This window comes from Saprospiraceae bacterium (assembly GCA_016717265.1).
In the GTDB taxonomy this organism is placed as follows: domain Bacteria; phylum Bacteroidota; class Bacteroidia; order Chitinophagales; family Saprospiraceae; genus Vicinibacter.
The window spans coordinates 3,245,335-3,262,016 of record JADKFX010000001.1 but is presented as its reverse complement, the minus strand read 5'-3'; the positions used below and the strand labels follow the sequence as shown (position 1 = coordinate 3,262,016).

General features: G+C 33.3%; 21 protein-coding genes. 16 read left to right on the top strand and 5 right to left on the bottom strand.

Annotated elements, in window-relative coordinates; all coding sequences use genetic code 11:
- The first annotated feature begins 176 nt into the window (after positions 1 to 176).
- Entirely contained in the window at positions 177 to 410 is a 234-nt protein-coding gene (locus IPO86_12875; protein MBK9729001.1) for a hypothetical protein, read from the top strand.
- A 77-nt stretch (positions 411 to 487) separates the two neighbouring features.
- Here IPO86_12875 and IPO86_12870 read toward each other — a convergent pair whose 3' ends face one another.
- Together IPO86_12870 and IPO86_12865 are read right to left on the bottom strand one after the other, a co-directional pair.
- Entirely contained in the window at positions 488 to 1,237 is a 750-nt protein-coding gene (locus tag IPO86_12870; GenBank protein ID MBK9729000.1) for a hypothetical protein, read from the bottom strand.
- 4 nt (positions 1,238 to 1,241) lie between these two features.
- Positions 1,242 to 1,778: a thermonuclease family protein gene (locus IPO86_12865; GenBank protein ID MBK9728999.1), complete on the bottom strand. Its 537-nt coding sequence runs from the start codon at positions 1,776 to 1,778 to the stop codon at positions 1,242 to 1,244.
- Between the two features lie 802 nt (positions 1,779 to 2,580).
- On the opposite strand from IPO86_12865, the gene IPO86_12860 reads away from it, so the two are divergent.
- The 12 genes from IPO86_12860 to IPO86_12805 all read left to right on the top strand — a co-directional run bounded on the left by IPO86_12860 (position 2,581) and on the right by IPO86_12805 (position 11,719).
- Positions 2,581 to 3,108, top strand: a complete 528-nt coding sequence (locus IPO86_12860) for a helix-turn-helix domain-containing protein (protein ID MBK9728998.1) — start codon at positions 2,581 to 2,583, stop codon at positions 3,106 to 3,108.
- A gap of 68 nt (positions 3,109 to 3,176) precedes the next feature.
- Positions 3,177 to 3,536, top strand: coding sequence for a hypothetical protein (locus tag IPO86_12855; GenBank protein MBK9728997.1), 360 nt, complete (start codon positions 3,177 to 3,179; stop codon positions 3,534 to 3,536).
- A gap of 116 nt (positions 3,537 to 3,652) precedes the next feature.
- The gene (locus tag IPO86_12850; protein ID MBK9728996.1) at positions 3,653 to 4,003 is read left to right on the top strand and encodes a pentapeptide repeat-containing protein; all 351 of its coding nucleotides are present in this window, start codon (positions 3,653 to 3,655) and stop codon (positions 4,001 to 4,003) included.
- Positions 4,004 to 4,006: 3 nt separating this feature from the next.
- Entirely contained in the window at positions 4,007 to 5,146 is a 1,140-nt protein-coding gene (locus IPO86_12845; protein ID MBK9728995.1) for a site-specific integrase, read from the top strand.
- A 20-nt stretch (positions 5,147 to 5,166) separates the two neighbouring features.
- Positions 5,167 to 6,675, top strand: a complete 1,509-nt coding sequence (locus IPO86_12840) for a hypothetical protein (GenBank protein MBK9728994.1) — start codon at positions 5,167 to 5,169, stop codon at positions 6,673 to 6,675.
- Positions 6,676 to 6,823: 148 nt separating this feature from the next.
- Positions 6,824 to 7,159, top strand: coding sequence for a helix-turn-helix domain-containing protein (locus IPO86_12835; protein ID MBK9728993.1), 336 nt, complete (start codon positions 6,824 to 6,826; stop codon positions 7,157 to 7,159).
- A 1-nt stretch (position 7,160) separates the two neighbouring features.
- Positions 7,161 to 8,222, top strand: a complete 1,062-nt coding sequence (locus IPO86_12830) for a protein rep (protein ID MBK9728992.1) — start codon at positions 7,161 to 7,163, stop codon at positions 8,220 to 8,222.
- 2 nt (positions 8,223 to 8,224) lie between these two features.
- Complete coding sequence (locus IPO86_12825) at positions 8,225 to 9,016, top strand: hypothetical protein (protein MBK9728991.1); 792 nt, start codon at positions 8,225 to 8,227, stop codon at positions 9,014 to 9,016.
- Between the two features lie 649 nt (positions 9,017 to 9,665).
- Positions 9,666 to 9,977 (top strand): hypothetical protein, encoded by a 312-nt coding sequence (locus tag IPO86_12820; GenBank protein ID MBK9728990.1) that lies wholly within the window; start codon positions 9,666 to 9,668, stop codon positions 9,975 to 9,977.
- A 220-nt stretch (positions 9,978 to 10,197) separates the two neighbouring features.
- Entirely contained in the window at positions 10,198 to 11,142 is a 945-nt protein-coding gene (locus IPO86_12815) for an HNH endonuclease (protein MBK9728989.1), read from the top strand.
- Positions 11,139 to 11,471 (top strand): nucleotide pyrophosphohydrolase, encoded by a 333-nt coding sequence (locus IPO86_12810; protein ID MBK9728988.1) that lies wholly within the window; start codon positions 11,139 to 11,141, stop codon positions 11,469 to 11,471. Before IPO86_12815 ends, IPO86_12810 begins: the two co-directional genes overlap by 4 nt.
- Positions 11,468 to 11,719 (top strand): hypothetical protein, encoded by a 252-nt coding sequence (locus IPO86_12805; protein ID MBK9728987.1) that lies wholly within the window; start codon positions 11,468 to 11,470, stop codon positions 11,717 to 11,719. The genes IPO86_12810 and IPO86_12805 overlap by 4 nt, the downstream gene beginning before the upstream one ends.
- Before the next feature lie 136 nt (positions 11,720 to 11,855).
- On the opposite strand, the gene dcm is transcribed toward IPO86_12805, so the two are convergent.
- The 3 genes from dcm to vsr form a co-directional block, all read right to left on the bottom strand.
- Positions 11,856 to 13,130, bottom strand: a complete 1,275-nt coding sequence (gene dcm / locus IPO86_12800; protein ID MBK9728986.1) for a DNA (cytosine-5-)-methyltransferase — start codon at positions 13,128 to 13,130, stop codon at positions 11,856 to 11,858.
- 80 nt (positions 13,131 to 13,210) lie between these two features.
- Positions 13,211 to 14,530 (bottom strand): MvaI/BcnI restriction endonuclease family protein, encoded by a 1,320-nt coding sequence (locus IPO86_12795; protein MBK9728985.1) that lies wholly within the window; start codon positions 14,528 to 14,530, stop codon positions 13,211 to 13,213.
- Complete coding sequence (gene vsr / locus IPO86_12790; GenBank protein ID MBK9728984.1) at positions 14,527 to 14,952, bottom strand: DNA mismatch endonuclease Vsr; 426 nt, start codon at positions 14,950 to 14,952, stop codon at positions 14,527 to 14,529. The genes IPO86_12795 and vsr overlap by 4 nt, the downstream gene beginning before the upstream one ends.
- 91 nt (positions 14,953 to 15,043) lie before the next feature.
- Here vsr and IPO86_12785 point away from each other — a divergent pair, with 91 nt between their 5' ends.
- From IPO86_12785 to IPO86_12775, 3 genes are all read left to right on the top strand, one after another.
- Positions 15,044 to 15,259, top strand: coding sequence for a hypothetical protein (locus tag IPO86_12785; GenBank protein MBK9728983.1), 216 nt, complete (start codon positions 15,044 to 15,046; stop codon positions 15,257 to 15,259).
- Positions 15,260 to 15,419: 160 nt separating this feature from the next.
- The gene (locus IPO86_12780) at positions 15,420 to 15,980 is read left to right on the top strand and encodes a hypothetical protein (GenBank protein ID MBK9728982.1); all 561 of its coding nucleotides are present in this window, start codon (positions 15,420 to 15,422) and stop codon (positions 15,978 to 15,980) included.
- A 131-nt stretch (positions 15,981 to 16,111) separates the two neighbouring features.
- Positions 16,112 to 16,675 (top strand): hypothetical protein, encoded by a 564-nt coding sequence (locus tag IPO86_12775; GenBank protein ID MBK9728981.1) that lies wholly within the window; start codon positions 16,112 to 16,114, stop codon positions 16,673 to 16,675.
- Positions 16,676 to 16,682 lie beyond the last annotated feature (7 nt).

Sequence of the window (16,682 nt, the reverse complement as noted above, 5' to 3'; positions counted from 1 at the left end):
ACCATAAAAAATTTATATGCAAAAATAGCAAGGGGGGCAGACGCACAAAGCCAACACTAAAAAAACCAAAAGACTACGGCATAAACACAAAGCCAACGCACAAGGCTATCATTTATTCCGTTTCCTTTTGGTTTTTTTATCCCCCTTGCTGTGAGAAGCATATAAATTATTTCATTATGCAAAATCATCCACGTATTTCAGCAGGCAGCCAGTTAGGCATTTGTCCTTTTACTCCGCAGGTTCTCCATCAGCACTTGCAGCTTTCACCTTTTGCTTATCAGCGTTACATCCGCAGGTCTCGGTTAGCCCATCAGCCAGTTTTTGGCATCAAGGTTTATCAGCTTCCTTGTGGTTGTTTCGTTTGGTGTTATCCATCAGGTGTTCGTGAGCTTTCAGCATTGCCCTTTTAGGGCTTTGCTATTGCTTTAAAACAAGAAGCCCCACCACTAGGGCAGGGCTTCTATTTAACCGATAAGAAAGAAAGCTATTAGGCTAATTCAACAATGTTTAACACGTTGTAAGCACCATTTTTTAAAGGGTATTGAATACCGTTTACCTCTTGGAAAAACTCTATTGTTAAGAAATAAAGTTTTGTACCTGCACCTGCTGGAACACCGGCAGGAAGTAAATTGATAGGAGTGTTTGTACCATCAATTGGCAAATTTTGCACAGGGCTGTATTCAATTGCACTCACGTTGTTTACAAAATCCACATCAGCAAACGCAGATTTAAAACTAACGTGGGTTGCTCCAGTAGGGTAGTAAATATCATTGATAGGAGTGAATGCAGGGAAAGCAATATCACCAGTACCAGTGTTTACAGTGAACGGAGCAAATACAACACTACCCAAAGTTGCACTATCATTGAAATCAAAACCTTTCAATAAGGCTTGTGCCATCGGGTCCGCAATTCCGATACCTACATTTCTTTCACCTCTTGGAGAAGTGGCATCGTAGTTTTTAATCTGTGTCATTATTTGCGTTAAACGACTGGTAACACGGTTGTCACTTGCGTTCATCATCAAATTACGAACAGCATTGCGGAGTAATTTTCCAGCACTTGCAGAGCTTCCAAATTCGCTACCGTTTTCACGGGTACGCTGAAAGTTAGGATCATTGGCTATTCTGTCACCAGATACACCACTTTTTGTTTTCACAAGATGTCCATCCTGTGTTTTGTAGAAGGTAAGGTTATCCAATGTACCTTCTATTTTTAGTAAGCCTTTTAATCTTGCCATTTTGTTATTTATTTAAATTGTTAGTAATTACTTTTTTTGTTGCGATACAGCCTTTACAAAACCTGTATCTGTTTCTTGCATTATACTTTCTGAATAGCCAGGGCGGACAAACTTTTTCAGCCCCACATTCCCAAAGTCCTTTTCTTTCGCTTGATGCTTTACGCATCAAATCTTCAAGCCTTGCATCAGTATCAAAATTGATGTAGTGCCAAGCCCAACCATTTGCAATAAGTATTTCATCCAGTCTTTGCCCATCCACATATACCATTGCCAATTCTCTACCGTACACATCAGTTTTCAATACTTCAAACTTTACCACCTTACCAAGTATCAAGGCTTTTACATTGAGCCAAGAGTTAAATCCCCAGTGTTGATTTAGTTCGGGAGCATCAACATTTAATAACCTTATTGTATGCTCCTTTGCAGTTGTTTTAAGAACGTATGTATCGCCATCCTTAACTTTCATAACCCTTGCTTCTTCTTGCGAAAAAGCGGCTGTAAAAGCCGTTAAAAACAAAACCGATACAATTATTTTCTTCATCACGATACAAAACTATAACGCTTTATAAGGCTCTGCAAATAACCACTTCCGACATTTCCGTTATTGCCACATTATTCCAACAAACACACTTTTACCACTCACAAAAACATATTATCTTTGCAATGTTTACTTTATACCTGATGTATGGATAGAGTATAAAAAGAGTATTAGTTAAATGAATAGACTGTGTATTTATCCGAAAGACATTCAGATAATCACAGGCAAAAGCGACAGATATGGTAGATACCTTATTAAGAGGATTAAAGAGTACTTCAACAAGCAGCAACACCAAGTTGTTACCGTTGAAGAGTTCTGCCAGTATATGGGCTTACAATTGGAAGCAGTTGTTAGTCAATTAAGATAGTGTAAAAACTTATCTTCGCTTATTGCTTATGATAAGGACAAACACACTCTACACTAAACAACATTTTTTCTTTTCTTTGTGCTGTACTTGCACTTGTTTTAGTGGGTTTTGTTGCCCAGTTGTTGCCCAAATAAATCCGCAACCCCTGAAAGCCTTTATTAATAAGGGTTTACATTTTCACTTAACAATTTGTATCGGAAAGTAACTGTACCTCATTCAACCACTAATTAACACCTATTTATTGATTTAAAATGAAGTAAATCAAGCAAATATAAAATTGTTCCATTTTTGACCATTTTCTGACATTTTCCCCAATTTAGGAATTATTTGTACCTTTATTGTACCTTTGAGCCGGTGAGGTACAAAATATGGGGCTATGTCCTTTTTATTTTGCGTTTAATTGCACTTAAAGTTACTTAAAGACTTCAAATGGACTGAATGAGCTCGAATATCAAGGTACAAAGAATCTGTCAGCATTGTGGTAAGGAGTTTACAGCCAAAACTACTGTAACCCAGTTTTGTGGGGATGCTTGCGCCAAAGCAGCCTATAAAGTGAGAGGAAGAAAACTGAAGGTTGAGCAAAGCAATATTGAAACCCAGCTTATCAAAGCTAAGCCACTTGAGGATTTAAAGTCTAAAGAGTTTCTAAAAGTCAGAGAAGTTGCTAAATTGCTGAATTGTTCTGTCCGGTCGATTTATTATTACATAGAAAGTGGTAATATTAAGGCAGTAAATCTTGGTCAAAGGATTACAAGGGTAAAGCGTTCCGAAATAGACAAGCTGTTTGAGCAATCGAAATCTTTGATAGAACAGGCACAGAAGAATCCCGGACCCATGAAGTATGAAATTGCTGACTGTTACAATCTGGTTGAAGTGCAGCTCAAGTATGGAATTTTTGATTCTGCATTGCGACAAGTTATTAAGAAGAATTGTATTCAAAAATTAAAAGAAGATTGGCGATTCTAAATTCCTAAGGAACTAATTCATAAATTCTTAAATTAGCCACACAATTAGATTTATAAAAAATGAAGTCAATGTTAGAAATTAAGTCCTTACTAAAGATGAATTTTAAAAATCCAGCATCTTTTTTTCTGTTTTCAGCAATAGTTATTTTTGTTTTACTAATTTTTATTGATTGCTTTGACAACAAATTTAGTTGGCATGATATAAAAGTTGAAGCTCATGGTCTTTTTTATGATTTAATCATATTTGGCATTTTATTATCATTATACGATAAGGTTAAAAGTAAAAGTGAAAGGATACAAAGACTTAAAGACGAGATAAATGATTATAAGGGATGGTATGAGAATGAAGCAAAGCATAGAATTGTTGGTAATATTAAAAGACTAATCGAAGAAGGAGAAAGGAAGTTAAGTTTAAATGACACTTTTTAAAAAAAGCTGATTTAACGTATGCCAATTTATCTGGCGCCAATTTAGTGTGTTCCGATCTGTCCGAAGCTAATTTAAGTCATTCCCATCTATCTAAAGCAATGTTAAATAATTCTAATTTGACTAATGCCAATTTGTTTCAGGCAAATTTGTCAGAATCTTCATTGAGAAATGTTAATTTAAGTAATTCTAATCTATTTTTGGCTAATTTGAAAGACGCCGATTTATGTTTTGCTAATCTGACAAATGTAAAATTGGATCAGGCTGATCTAACAGGTTCTGTTTTAATTGGAGCTATTGTAAATGAAAAGTGGTTCAATGAAATTACGCAATTAAAAGTGGTAGGTGAGCAAACCATTAGGGAAGATTATATCATTGAATATGATAAAGTGGATAATTTGTTTCGATTAATATTAATTAATCCTATACTTAGGAGAAAATATAGATATCAGCATAAACAAATATTCTAGGAAATGATTAAAGTGAAGTTAAGGACTAAATCAATCACCGGAAACCGACAAAGTTTCTATTTAGATTTTTATCCTGCAATTCCACATCCTAAAACCGGAAAACTTACCAGGAGGGAATTTTTAGGTCTTTATATTTTTGACAATCCCAAAAATCCCATTGATAAGTTACACAATAAAGAGACCGAATATCTGGCACAACAGATGAGACAAAAAACGGAGAACCGATTAAACAAACCGGAAATATATACAGATCAAGAAAAGATACAACTAAAAAATAAAGAACTTGGCGAACGAAATTTTGTAGAATACTTCAAACAATTGATGAATAAACGCATTGATTCAAATTATGATAATTGGAACTCAGCTTACCTCTATCTTCTGAAATTTACGAATGGGACCTTAAAGTTTGCGGACCTTAATGAATCCATTTTAAATGATTTCAAAGAATATTTATTAACAGTAAAAAGTAACAGAAGCAATAAATCAAGACTCTCGCAGAACTCAGCATCATCTTATTTCAATAAAGTAAAAGCAGCCTTAAAACAAGCTTTCAAAGATGGATTATTACAGCTTGATTTGAATGGAAAAATCAAATCAATTAAGGAAGCGGAAACGCAAAGGAACTTTTTGTCTATTGAAGAATTAAATATGCTCGTAAAAACCGATTGCAAAAACCCACTTATGAAAAGAGCGGCTTTGTTTTCCGCACTTACCGGAATGCGATTTGGTGACATAAAAAAGCTTGTTTGGGGTGAAATTGAATATTTAGAAGGCCAGGGATATATAATCAAATACAAACAACAAAAAACAAAAGGTGCAGAAGTCCTACCTATTTCTGATCAAACTTACGAAATGCTTGGAATAAGGCAAGCACCTAATGAGAAAGTATTCAAAGGTCTTAATTATTCTGCATATGAAAACAAGCATTTATCCAATTGGATCGGAATAGCAGGAATTACAAAGGATATTACATTCCATTGTTTCAGGCATACCTATGCTACCATTCAATTGAGCAAGGATACAAATATTTACACTGTCTCCAAAATGCTTGGACACCGGAATTTGAAAACTACACAGATTTATGCTAAGATCATCGACAGGACTAAACGGGAAGCGGCTGATAAAATTAAATTGGATTTTTAAGCTTTGTAAATTTTGGAGTAATGAAATCGTATTTTGAAAAATTAACTGATGATAAGGATGGCAAACAATATGAAGTAGAAGTAAAGGAATATTGTTATGAAGATTGGATGGACGGAGCAAGTTCAATGTCAGTAGAGTCGGGGAGGTTACGAATAGTAAGTCCCGTTAGTAATGAATTAATATATATTGCATATTTACCTTTCACAGAATATAATAAAATTATTGAACATCAAAAAAGAAATTATGAGTTAAGAGTTGAAAGACTAACTAACTTATATATAAATATTTTCCAACAGAGATACAATCGAAGTGGAGCCAAAGACCGATTATTGAAGATTGAATTGGAATTATATAAAAAACTTTTCTTTGAAGAAAAATTACCTATCTATTCATTAAATAATATTCAAATACTATTGACACTTGTTTTACCGTTGATGAATTTTCCTGATTTTACAAAATTTTTTTCTAAGGATGAAGTTGCGTTCAATAAGGAATATAAAGGCGAAGGAATTACTTATTATGATTTTACTCCATATCATTCTGTTGACATTCAGGGCAAAAGGGATATATTTAAAAGGGTAATCGTAGAAGGAATCAAAGATTACCGGGGTATTGGAGCTAAAATATTTGACTTTGAAACAAATGATTATTCTTCAAGGTGCATCCAGGTCGAAGCTATGTACAAATATTTCAATTGGCTCAAGGAAAATTTTGAATCAGATGGTAAAGAAATCATGGGAGAGGGCTGCTGCCCATTTACTCGGGATGTTTTAATAAAGGCTACATCTCTCGGACTTACGAAGGAAGAATACCAAATTTTTAAGGAAGTATTTATTGAGCATCCATTTACTGATTTTGGTCATACAGTATATCGGGATACCTATAAGAATCCTGATGTGTATCGGATGTTTTCTGAGATAAAGCTTAGAGTTGAACTAATCGAAAATAATAAACGAAAAATCTTACTTATCCAATTATGCCTAGATGATTTAAATCGGGATAATCAATCACCTGATTGGACTACATGCAAATTGGGACTAATAAAACTTTTATCAGAGTACTTGGATTTATTAAAACTAGCTAATGAAACAAATATTATAGTTCAAAATCCAGTTGGGCCTCTGGCAAATCAAGATATTGAAGAAATACTAACTGAAATTAGTAATTCTGAAAATAAATTTTGGAAAGGTTTACCAATGGCGCAAGTTGTAAAACATTTTGAAGTCTTGTCAACCCGGAAAAGCAAAAATGGGAATAACTTTTTGACCCAAGATCAATTGGTCTCGTTTCTTAAAAGAGGATTTCTGAATGAAATCAAAGAGCCAATTCAAAAGATAAATTGTTCAAGAGGAGAAAAAGGACTTGTTATAAAAAGGTTCTATGAGTTATTTGATTTGGCGGTCAGAGAATATAATTACCCTAATAAAAAAGCAAAATTTATTCAACTATTTATAGATTGTTTTGACAATTGGGAGCTCTCTACGATTGAAACTTTCTTTAAGTCCAATAAAGTCAAAGATAATTGGTAATCTGTTGACGGAATTGCCTTCTGTCTTGCCCGCATTGCCAAACTTCTTGTCCGTGTTGCCTGTCTTCTTGCCCGCATTGTGTAATATGATTTGACCATAGAATTAAGGATTTATACTTGCAATATTATTGACATAAATAATATTTGCGATGAGCGAAATAACATTTAATGAACTACCCAAAGTTGTCTCAGAAATTTATGAAAAGCTTAATACCATCGAGCAGTTATTGCTTCATAAGCCAAGTCATTCAATAAAAGAAGCTGATACTATCTTGAACATCAAACAGGCAGCCGAGATGCTCAATCTCACTGTGCCAACTATCTATGGTTTGGTTCATGAATCAAAAATTCCGGTATCGAAAAAAGGACGTAGGCTTTATTTCTCAAAGCAAGAACTAATGGCTTGGATCAAATCCGGTCGAAGAAAAACCCATGAAGAAATTTCAGTGGAAGCCGAGAAATATCTAAAAAAGAAAAAAGTCTGATATGAAAAGGCACAATAATTCTAACAGTTCAGGGCAAAACTCTCTCAATACATTAGTGCAAAAAGGGACAGCAATAATGAATAATCCAGTCGTAGTGGTCCGGGGAGAAGGCACGGACATGAACAACAAAAAGGCTTTGAAAGGTAGGGCAAAGAAAAAAATTATAACGAATAAATTGATGTTGGCCCTGATAGATTTGGCTTATAAGATAGGAGATAAAATTAGTGTGAAAGCATTCTGGAATACCTATCATTGTCAAAATAGATTAATCAGTTCAGAAAACAAACTCTATGGAAAGTATTGTAAAAATCGGTTTTGTACTGTTTGCAATAGCATTCGTAAGGCTGAAATGATTCATAAGTATTTACCAGTTTTGAAAACCTGGGAACAACCCTATTTTGTAGTCTTGACTGTTAGGTCTTGCTCCAAAAGCTCACTTCTTAAAGCTGTTAAGGCAGTGATTAAAGCATTTAGATTGATTGTGGATAAATACCGGAAGAGAAGTCAAAGAGGACGTGGATTTCAATTTGTAGGCTTAAAATCCATCGAATGTAATTTTAACCCACAAAGACTAAGCTATAATCCCCATCTTCATGTTATAGTGCAAAATGAAGAAATGGCTAAAACATTAATAAAGGAATGGCTTGCTATCTGGACCAGGCGATACACAAGTCCAAGTGCTCAATTTATGCGGCCAGTTGAAAACAAAGAACGGGATTTGATAGAAATAATAAAGTATGAAAGTAAGATAATCAGAGAGTACGATGTCGATAAAAAGTCGAAGCTAAAAATCCCATATAAAATTTATATAGCTGCACTTTACAATATTTTTATAGCTTTGAAGCCTTACCGCATCTTTGATAGGTTTGGATTTGATCGTCCTAAAAAGGATAAGGTATATCAGAAATTAGAAAAGGAATTGGATCAATTTCAGAATTGGAAATATGAACCAGACAAGATGGATTGGGTTGAAGTTGCAACTGGGGAGGCTTTGACTGATTATGTAGTTCCTCCTGAACTTCAAGAATTATTGGATAATAATATAGATAAAGAATTGCAATGAGCATGATTGAATATATTGGATTAATTAAAATCTTACTTGTCATATTAACATTCTTGTTGTTAATTTTTACTTCGTTCAATGAAACTTACATCAAGGAAGGCAGTAAAAATAAATTAACAAGGAGAGGAAGTATAGCTTTGTTTATTGGATTTGTCGCATTGGTGCTAAGTATATTTATTGAAATTACTCAGTTTAAGGAAATATTGAATGAGGAGAAGGAAAGGGTAGAGATGAACAAACTTGCGAATACAAAAATGCGTGATATTATTTTTAGTCTAATAGATCCAATTGATCAAATATATTTTTCTTGTTCATTTTACTTGAAGAAGGAATTTTTAGATTCTGTAAAATTAATTTCAAATTCCAGCTTTGGTGACTCATTTTATATTAGGAAATTTTATTTCCCTGAATTTATTGCAGAGATAAATAAAATTAAATTGAAGAAATTTCCATCAAGATCAATGAATGCTTACCCTAATGAGATTTGGTGGAAGTATTTTCAGAAAAGATTTAATAATAATAGAATTGCTTTGATGGATTTTCAACGAATATATGGAAGCTCCATTGACTCAAATTCTAAACGAATTATTCAAGATATACTTGATGATGATTTTTTTAATGACATGATTAAAATTGAGTACATTGTTTTTCAAATAAATAGTCATATAAGTGAGCCAGACATAGTGATGTTTACGAATGGAAACCATAGTTATCCATTTCACTTAATTGAATTAATAAAGAAAATCGAACATCTTAATGAAGTTTGTATTAAATTTAATAAAGAAAAGATATAGATACTCTTACAAAAGGATAATGTAAAATTAAGGACAGAAAAATTTAAATATTAATACGTTCTATAATAATTTAAAGATTTTATTAACTAATCATGAGCAATCTCCATATATAAATCAAGGAGAGGGTATGGTTTATATTGGATTTCCAAGCAAAGATGTAATCATTAATGATAAAAATGACTTCATTTATCTATTGTGCATGTTCGTTGCATTAGAATTAATTACATTTTCTTATTTTAAGGAAAAATATTTGATGGTTAAAAATATTTTTGACACACCAAAATTTGAGGATGGTTTGACAAATACATTTATTCATCCTTCAAGGTTGTTTGATCATTTTCAAATAGGAATTAATCAAGTTCAATTTTGTTTTTGTTTCGATACTTTTTATAGTCATTTGTAACTAGAAATCGAGAAACATAATATTGACTTAAAAGTCGACGAGATTATGGGCTTTGCAATTCAGGATACAGATATTTGCAATGGACTTTTTGGAGGTTATTTTAAACTAATGATGGAGAGAAAGATGAATATTGGGAATTAGTAAGTACCAACAGACAAAGAGATCTAAATGGGCTTGGCTTCAAAAATGAGGGCTTTTTTAAGTTTTTATTGTATTTTAGCCCTCTTATACTGACCTGACTTAAAAATGGCGTCCGACAACCCTATCCTAAACAGCCCTTACGAGGAGCCCAAACTCCATTATGATACCGACAGCGAAGGCAGTTTGGATTATAGTCTAATAAGGGAAGGCAGGAGGATATTTAAAGCCGATTCAGCAGTAATCCCAACAAGACAAAAAGGGCAGAAGGAGGTATTTGATTGGAATGATAATCCGGAGGAGTATAATACCCATATCATTAACCTTTGCCGGAAAGAAGTGGGGATTTGGAGGGATACTTATCCAAACACCTCAAGAGTTACTAAGGAATTATTAAGTTTTTGGTTTAAGAATACATAAAGACATGCAACAATGAAGCTATTCTTTGCACAACAAGAGGCAATAGAGACAGCCTTTTGGCTGAATGAAGTAACCGATAAATCCAATCCTGGTCAACGTATTTTAAACTTATTTCGTAACATCAAACTAAATGAAACTGATTGTTATCAAAATACAAGAATAACCAGTGACTTGATTTTTAAAGGAAAAGCCAATTGCATAGCTTTTTTAAACTTTGTTTATGAAGTTCTATTTAGGAGTGACCGATAATAATTGGTTTAAATATCTTTCAAAGATCAATCCAGAGGATATTAATTTCTGGCAGCCAGGTGGCACCGTTAGTTTTAAATTATTGCAATCTGGAGCACCTTTTTTATTCAAATTAAAAAGTCCACTCAATGCAATAGGCGGTGTTGGATTTTTTTCAAGCCATACTTTTTTACCAATGTCTGTGGCTTGGGATACTTTCTACAATAGGAATGGGTGTGATACATATGATGAATTTAGGAGAATGATTTTAAATTACAGGAAGGATAAATTAAATATTAATCCTATAATTGGATGTATTGTATTGACAAATCCCTTATTTTTTAAGCAAGAAGATTGGATTGAAACACCAGTTGATTGGGGAAAAAGTATAGTTCAAGGGAAATCATATGACACTAATGATATTGTAGGAAAAAACATTTGGGCAAGAGTCGAAAAATTGTTGGAAAAATATTTATACATAAACCCTGTTGATGAGGGTAAAAGTCAATTTTTACTGGAAGAATCGTCAACTCCTGCTTATGGAAATTCTGTTTTAACAAAAGTGAGGCTTGGACAAGGTGCTTTCCGGGTTCTGGTTACTGATGCGTATTCAAGAAGGTGTTCAATAACGGGAGAAAAAACGTTACCTGTTTTGGAAGCAGCTCATATAAAGCCATACGCAGAGTCTGGGCCACATTTTATTTCAAATGGTATTTTGTTAAGATCTGATATGCATAAACTTTTTGATGGGGGATATTTGACTATTACAAATGAGCATAAAGTTGAAATAAGTTCGCGAATTAAGGAGGAATTTCAAAATGGAAAAGAATACTACCAATATCATGGAAAAGAATTATTATTTCTTCCAAACAGAGAGATAGACAAGCCAAATGGACAATATATTGATTGGCATAATAATAAAATTTATAGAGGATGAAATCGGAAATAAATGAAATCATTACAAGAATTAAAAGCTTTCGTGATGAAAGAGATTGGGAGCAATTTCACGATGCAAAGAATCTTGCTATAAGTTTAAATGTTGAATCTTCTGAATTGCTTGAAGTGTTTTTATGGAAAAGCGTAGAGGAAGCAGATATTGAAAAAATAAAAATTGAACTTGCAGATGTGTTTTACAACGCATTTTTGCTAGCAGACACTTATGGATTTGATATCAAAGAAATTATTTTTGATAAATTAAAAATTAATGAACTAAATTACCCTGTCGAAAAGTATAAGGGTTCAAATAAAAAGCATGATGATCTTTGAAAGCGATATTGAAGTTAGCATACATTCATGATTCTGTATTTTCTATAATTATTCTAACTATACAGGGAGTAAAATCAGCGTGTAATGACAAATGGAGGCAATTACTTACGGAAGCAAGAAGGATAAGTGATAAGCACTTGTTTACACTTCATCCTTCCATCAGTGGGAACCCGACAAACGAAATGAGAGCTAACAGTCTTCTACTTGTATTGCCGAGACAATTAGAAGAAACATATACACATAATTAACAACAATGGTTAATGAGTCTATCTGATTTAATTCCATTGCTTTTGGAAAGTCAATCCTGATTGTATTTTGTAAGAAATATAGAAAAGAATAGGCTTTGAGAGCTTTTTAGAATTATAGAGTTGAAATTTAAAGCATTCATAATGTTGGAATAGAATATTTTACACTCGATTGTTTGGTTGTATTCATATTTTGATTGATAAAAGCAATCATCTTTTTTGCAACCGCAGAAACTACAGGAACAGCAACCGAATTTCCAAATTGTCTGTAAAGCTGAGTATCGGAAACCCCTATTTTACGAATAATAAAATTGTCCGGATAACCCATCAAATTTTTGCATTCTTCCGGAGTAAGTCTACGGGGATTTTTTCCTTTCCCTTGTGGAATTAAAATTTCTGATCCGTCTTTGTAATAACGGGCACTTAGAGTTCTGGTAATACCATCTAAATCTACAAGTCCGAAACCAAAGCCATTTCCCTGAGCTTTATGTTTTATGGCGTAATTCTGTAAATACTTCCATAGATTATCTGTCAATGTATATTTAGGATCTGGTTTCTTTTCAAGTATGTCCCGAATTTTTAATGCTTGTTCCGGTGGTTCAGGGAATTTGAAAATAATTGAATCATCAAAAAAGTCTTTGTTAAATCCTGCAATAAAAATCCGTTCCCTGTGCTGTGGAACATAGTGTTTAGCATCAATTATCTGATCGAAGACGATGTAATTAAGTTCTTTGAGAGCTTCAATTATGATTTTATAGGTTCTCCCTTTGTCATGTGATTTCAGATTCTTCACATTTTCAAGAAGGAATGCTTTTGGACGTCTTGCTTTAAGGATGCGAACAATATCATAAAATAAAGTGCCCTGAGTTTCGTCAGCAAAACCATGTTTTTTTCCAAGGCTGTTTTTCTTTGATACTCCTGCAATTGAAAATGGCTGACAGGGAAATCCGCCAAGTAGTATGTCGTGATCAGGAATGTCTTTTTCCAGGATCTGTGTTATATCTCCGAAAGGGACTTCTCCGAAATTTGCCTCATAGGTCTTTTGTGAGTTTGTATCCCATTCGGAAGTAAAAACACATTTGCCTCCTGCTTTTGTAAATGCGATACGAAACCCTCCAATTCCGGCAAAAAGATCTATAAATGAAAATTTAGGATTTGATAAAGGAGGAAAGGGCACATCCCAATGAAATGGTATTAAATACTGAAAGTCAGGTTCTTCTGTGAGTGAGAGTATATCAAATCGTTTGGATAGGTATTTCTCTGCCTTTTCCTTAAAGCAATCAGAACCTCCATGGGTCTGGTTATGAAGATAATGAGTAAAAGAATCTAATCCTAAATCAAATACCTTTCCTGAGGTGATTTGAAGCTGTTTTTTAATTCCTGAATAAGTGGGTTTCTCCTTTCTCCTAGCCATCAAAATCTGTTAAAACGGCACGAATATCGTCAGATTTTATATAAAAACAATGTTTAATATAATAAATTTATTGTACAAGCTTATTCCTTTATTAAATCAACAATTTCATTGATTCTATAAAGTTCAGGAAGATACAAGGATTTGATCCTGAACTGACTTCTCCTTTTGGTTTTTGGTTTTGTGGACATATTTTCAAGTTTGATTCCCGGATCATAATAAATATTTCCTAATGCCATTTGCTTCAAGAATAGTGTAAAATCAGTTCCGGTACCCAAAATAATCTGGCCACCGTAAGAATAACTTCTTGCCGGTTCTTTTTGAGTTCTTGAAGGAACATAGGAAGCTTTTGCATGTTTTTTGTTCCAATGTTTCAATAATGATGAGAATGACCATGTGGCAGCTTCGACTTCATTTTCTGTAATTAAGGCAATGCTTCCGGTTGGATCAGTCATGATTCCGGTTTCTGCATTGAATCCCCGTACATTTAAAGTCAATTTTGTTGCGGGATGAAATTTTCCAGCTTTATAGATTCCGCCAAAATTCATACGATCTTCCCTGCCTCTTTTGTCAATGTATCCGAATTTTCTGATAAAAGCCTCAACACCCTGGCTAACATAAAAACCACTTGTTGGCTCAGGTGTCATTAATGTTATGACAGCATTTTTTAAACTTGAAAAATTAGCCACACCAAATTGTTTGACTTCCCAGCCAAGGAAATCAGGTTCGGAATATCCATTAGGTGTAATGCCAAGCTCTGCCTCTAAGGTATATCCTCCGCAATTTGAAGATTCGCAAGGTAGGATTCCTTTATCAGATCCCAGTCGTTTTGATTTTATCCAACCTTTATTATGGATTCTTTTAAGTTCTCCTAATAACTGATCTTTGGAATCTCTTTGTAATTTTCCTTTTTGAATATTAAAAACCCTGAACACTCCCTCAATTTCAAGATTTGGGGTGGAATTAAATTCTTTGGCTAATGCTGAGCCCGGAGATGTGACATATCCAAGAATTTTACCATCATTATCAACTCCGAAAAACAGAAGCCGGTTTACAATTCTATTGGCCATTAAATCTGAAGGAGCATTTTTGCAGCCTTTGAGAAACCCGGAAAATCTTACTTCCGGATATTTTGGATAGAGGATTAATTGTGAATAAGGAGCAGGATATGTTTGTCCGTCTTCATCAATCCAGAAGAAGTCCAACCCGGTTTTAAATCTTTCTCTGGACCAGTCTCCGACATCTTCCTGAGTAATATTTCTTATTGGAAAAATATTGAGTACTTCAAAGTTACCTCCGAGATAAACCTGATTTTTTGAATTGTCGTTTGCTGCAAGCGTTTTCACATAAACCTTGTTGCATCCTTTATCTGAATATAGTTTTATGAGATTAGTAAGATTCACTTTGATAACGTACTTAATATTTTCAATAATTTATTTAGTGTTTTTTCTTGTTTGGCCGGCTTAATTTCGCACTCCCATATTGTAATGGTATTCCATCCTGATTTTTCAAGTGAAAGTTTTTTGGTTCTGTCATTCTTTTTATTCGCATTTATCTTGTCCAGCCACCATTGCGTCTGTGTCTTTGGGACAACAAAATATTTGCAATCTTTATGTCCATGCCAAAAGCAGCCATGAACAAAGATAGCAGTCTTTAACTTCTTCAGAACAAGGTCTGGTTTTCCCGGCAAAGATTTATCATGTAACCGGAATCGATATCCCTGGGAGTGTAGAAACCTCCTAATTATAAGTTCTGGCTTGGTATCCTTAGACCGGATTTGGCTCATGTTGTATGAGCGTATCGATTTGGAATGAACGTCTGCCATTTTGAAAGTTATTACCTCAAATTTCATTAAAACTTTTAATATTTCCAACTTCATTAATAAATATATGTCTGATTATTATTAGATTTGGCTTGTGAATTTATTGAAGAAAGGCTTAGACAACTTAGACAAAGACAGTATCAAAAAGAAAGAAGAAAAAACTCTCAAAATCGAAATCGATGATGAAGCCTTTGATCGATTGTGTGGACATATTTCTCATCCAATTGAAATCAAAAAGGAAGGGCAAAAGATTGCAGTGAGGATTATTAGTCAGTTTGGGGAGGAGTGTAAGAAGGTGATGGTGGTGTGAGTTTTCTTATATTAATTTTGAATTTTAAATGATTCTATTCTATTTAAGATGTAAGAGTCATTATTCATTTAAAATAAATTCAATCAATGAACTTAAACCTAATTATTGAGACTATTTATAACTGATGGTGATTAAGCAATACTTACAGATTCTACAGAATATGCCTCATAATGGGTTTACACATATTGTGAATGAATACCTAATAGAAGAATTGTGCAAAATGTGGAGCTCTGAATATAAATTAATTACGCAATCGAAAATCGAATTAGTTACCCTTAAAGATAGTTGTGGCTTCCACTATTTGTATGATTGTCACCAAGAATATCAAGATTATTCTGAATCTATAAAATCAAATAAAATAAAAAGTGACAGGGTTGTAGCTGCTTTTGGTTTCACAAAAAATAGTGAAGTTAAACGTGATATATACAGAATGAAAACTATTGCAAACCAGCCTGGCTACGACAGAGGGCATTTTATTGCACATTCTATGGGTGGCAATCTGGATCAAAATCTTTTCCCTCAAAAAAGTACCTTTAACAGAGGACATTCATCTGAGGGCAAGTTGTTTCGAGCAATAGAAAATTTCTGTACCAGAAATCAGGGTATTTTTCTTTTCTCAAGGCCAATTTATAATGATTTAGGATGGATTCCAGTTTATATAGAGTATGGTTTTTTAAGTGAAACAGGAGATATTTTTATATATCGATTTAGTAATAAATAGGATTTTTAGGTTGAGATAGGCAAGAAACTTGGTGCTCCTAATTTAAAAAGATAATTTGAAATGGTTGCTGGTTAGAATGATTGTGCTATAATATATGATGATTGAATAATATAAATTAATAATGTAAATAGATGAATGAAACAGAATATGATAAGTATATTAGGGTACTCAAAAACGAATATCCAAAAGCATATCTAGCAATACAGAGTTTGTTAGTTATTATAGCGATAGTAACTTTTTTAATATTAATTGAAAAGGAATATTCTACCGTTAGTAAAGTGGGTAAACCAATTTATTATTTTTGTGAAAAAATAATAAAAAACGTAAGCCTAAAACTAAAAACATTTGCTTATAATGATGTAGAAGATATTAGGGACAAAGTTAATATAAAAGTTGAAATCTATCCTATTGATACGAATGTTCATAAAGATGAATTTATTCATAAAAATGAATCCAAAAAGGTAATTAAGAAAGAACCAATATCGAATATGGCGAAAATAAGGAGGGATAAAATAAAACCAACGGTATATTACCCTGAAAAAATAGGATTTAATTTTGATATAGTAATAATCAACGATATAATAGTAGATTATCCCGAACCTAATGGGTCGTATTTAGCAAGTAATATTTATAAGGGAGATAAAATTACCTTTAAGAATAGTTCGACAAAACAGAGTTATGAAATTAGATTTTAAATTTTTT

Bases quoted from the DNA above. Each gene is read 5' to 3' on its own strand.
- IPO86_12875 (MBK9729001.1), top strand. From the start codon at position 177: ATGCAAAATCATCCACGTATTTCAGCAGGCAGCCAGTTAGGCATTTGT.
- IPO86_12870 (MBK9729000.1), bottom strand. From the start codon at position 1,237: ATGGCAAGATTAAAAGGCTTACTAAAAATAGAAGGTACATTGGATAAC.
- IPO86_12865 (MBK9728999.1), bottom strand. From the start codon at position 1,778: ATGAAGAAAATAATTGTATCGGTTTTGTTTTTAACGGCTTTTACAGCC.
- IPO86_12860 (MBK9728998.1), top strand. From the start codon at position 2,581: ATGAGCTCGAATATCAAGGTACAAAGAATCTGTCAGCATTGTGGTAAG.
- IPO86_12855 (MBK9728997.1), top strand. From the start codon at position 3,177: ATGTTAGAAATTAAGTCCTTACTAAAGATGAATTTTAAAAATCCAGCA.
- IPO86_12845 (MBK9728995.1), top strand. From the start codon at position 4,007: ATGATTAAAGTGAAGTTAAGGACTAAATCAATCACCGGAAACCGACAA.
- IPO86_12840 (MBK9728994.1), top strand. From the start codon at position 5,167: ATGAAATCGTATTTTGAAAAATTAACTGATGATAAGGATGGCAAACAA.
- IPO86_12835 (MBK9728993.1), top strand. From the start codon at position 6,824: ATGAGCGAAATAACATTTAATGAACTACCCAAAGTTGTCTCAGAAATT.
- IPO86_12830 (MBK9728992.1), top strand. From the start codon at position 7,161: ATGAAAAGGCACAATAATTCTAACAGTTCAGGGCAAAACTCTCTCAAT.
- IPO86_12825 (MBK9728991.1), top strand. From the start codon at position 8,225: ATGATTGAATATATTGGATTAATTAAAATCTTACTTGTCATATTAACA.
- IPO86_12820 (MBK9728990.1), top strand. From the start codon at position 9,666: ATGGCGTCCGACAACCCTATCCTAAACAGCCCTTACGAGGAGCCCAAA.
- IPO86_12815 (MBK9728989.1), top strand. From the start codon at position 10,198: ATGAAGTTCTATTTAGGAGTGACCGATAATAATTGGTTTAAATATCTT.
- IPO86_12810 (MBK9728988.1), top strand. From the start codon at position 11,139: ATGAAATCGGAAATAAATGAAATCATTACAAGAATTAAAAGCTTTCGT.
- dcm (MBK9728986.1), bottom strand. From the start codon at position 13,130: ATGGCTAGGAGAAAGGAGAAACCCACTTATTCAGGAATTAAAAAACAG.
- vsr (MBK9728984.1), bottom strand. From the start codon at position 14,952: ATGGCAGACGTTCATTCCAAATCGATACGCTCATACAACATGAGCCAA.
- IPO86_12780 (MBK9728982.1), top strand. From the start codon at position 15,420: ATGCCTCATAATGGGTTTACACATATTGTGAATGAATACCTAATAGAA.
- IPO86_12775 (MBK9728981.1), top strand. From the start codon at position 16,112: ATGAATGAAACAGAATATGATAAGTATATTAGGGTACTCAAAAACGAA.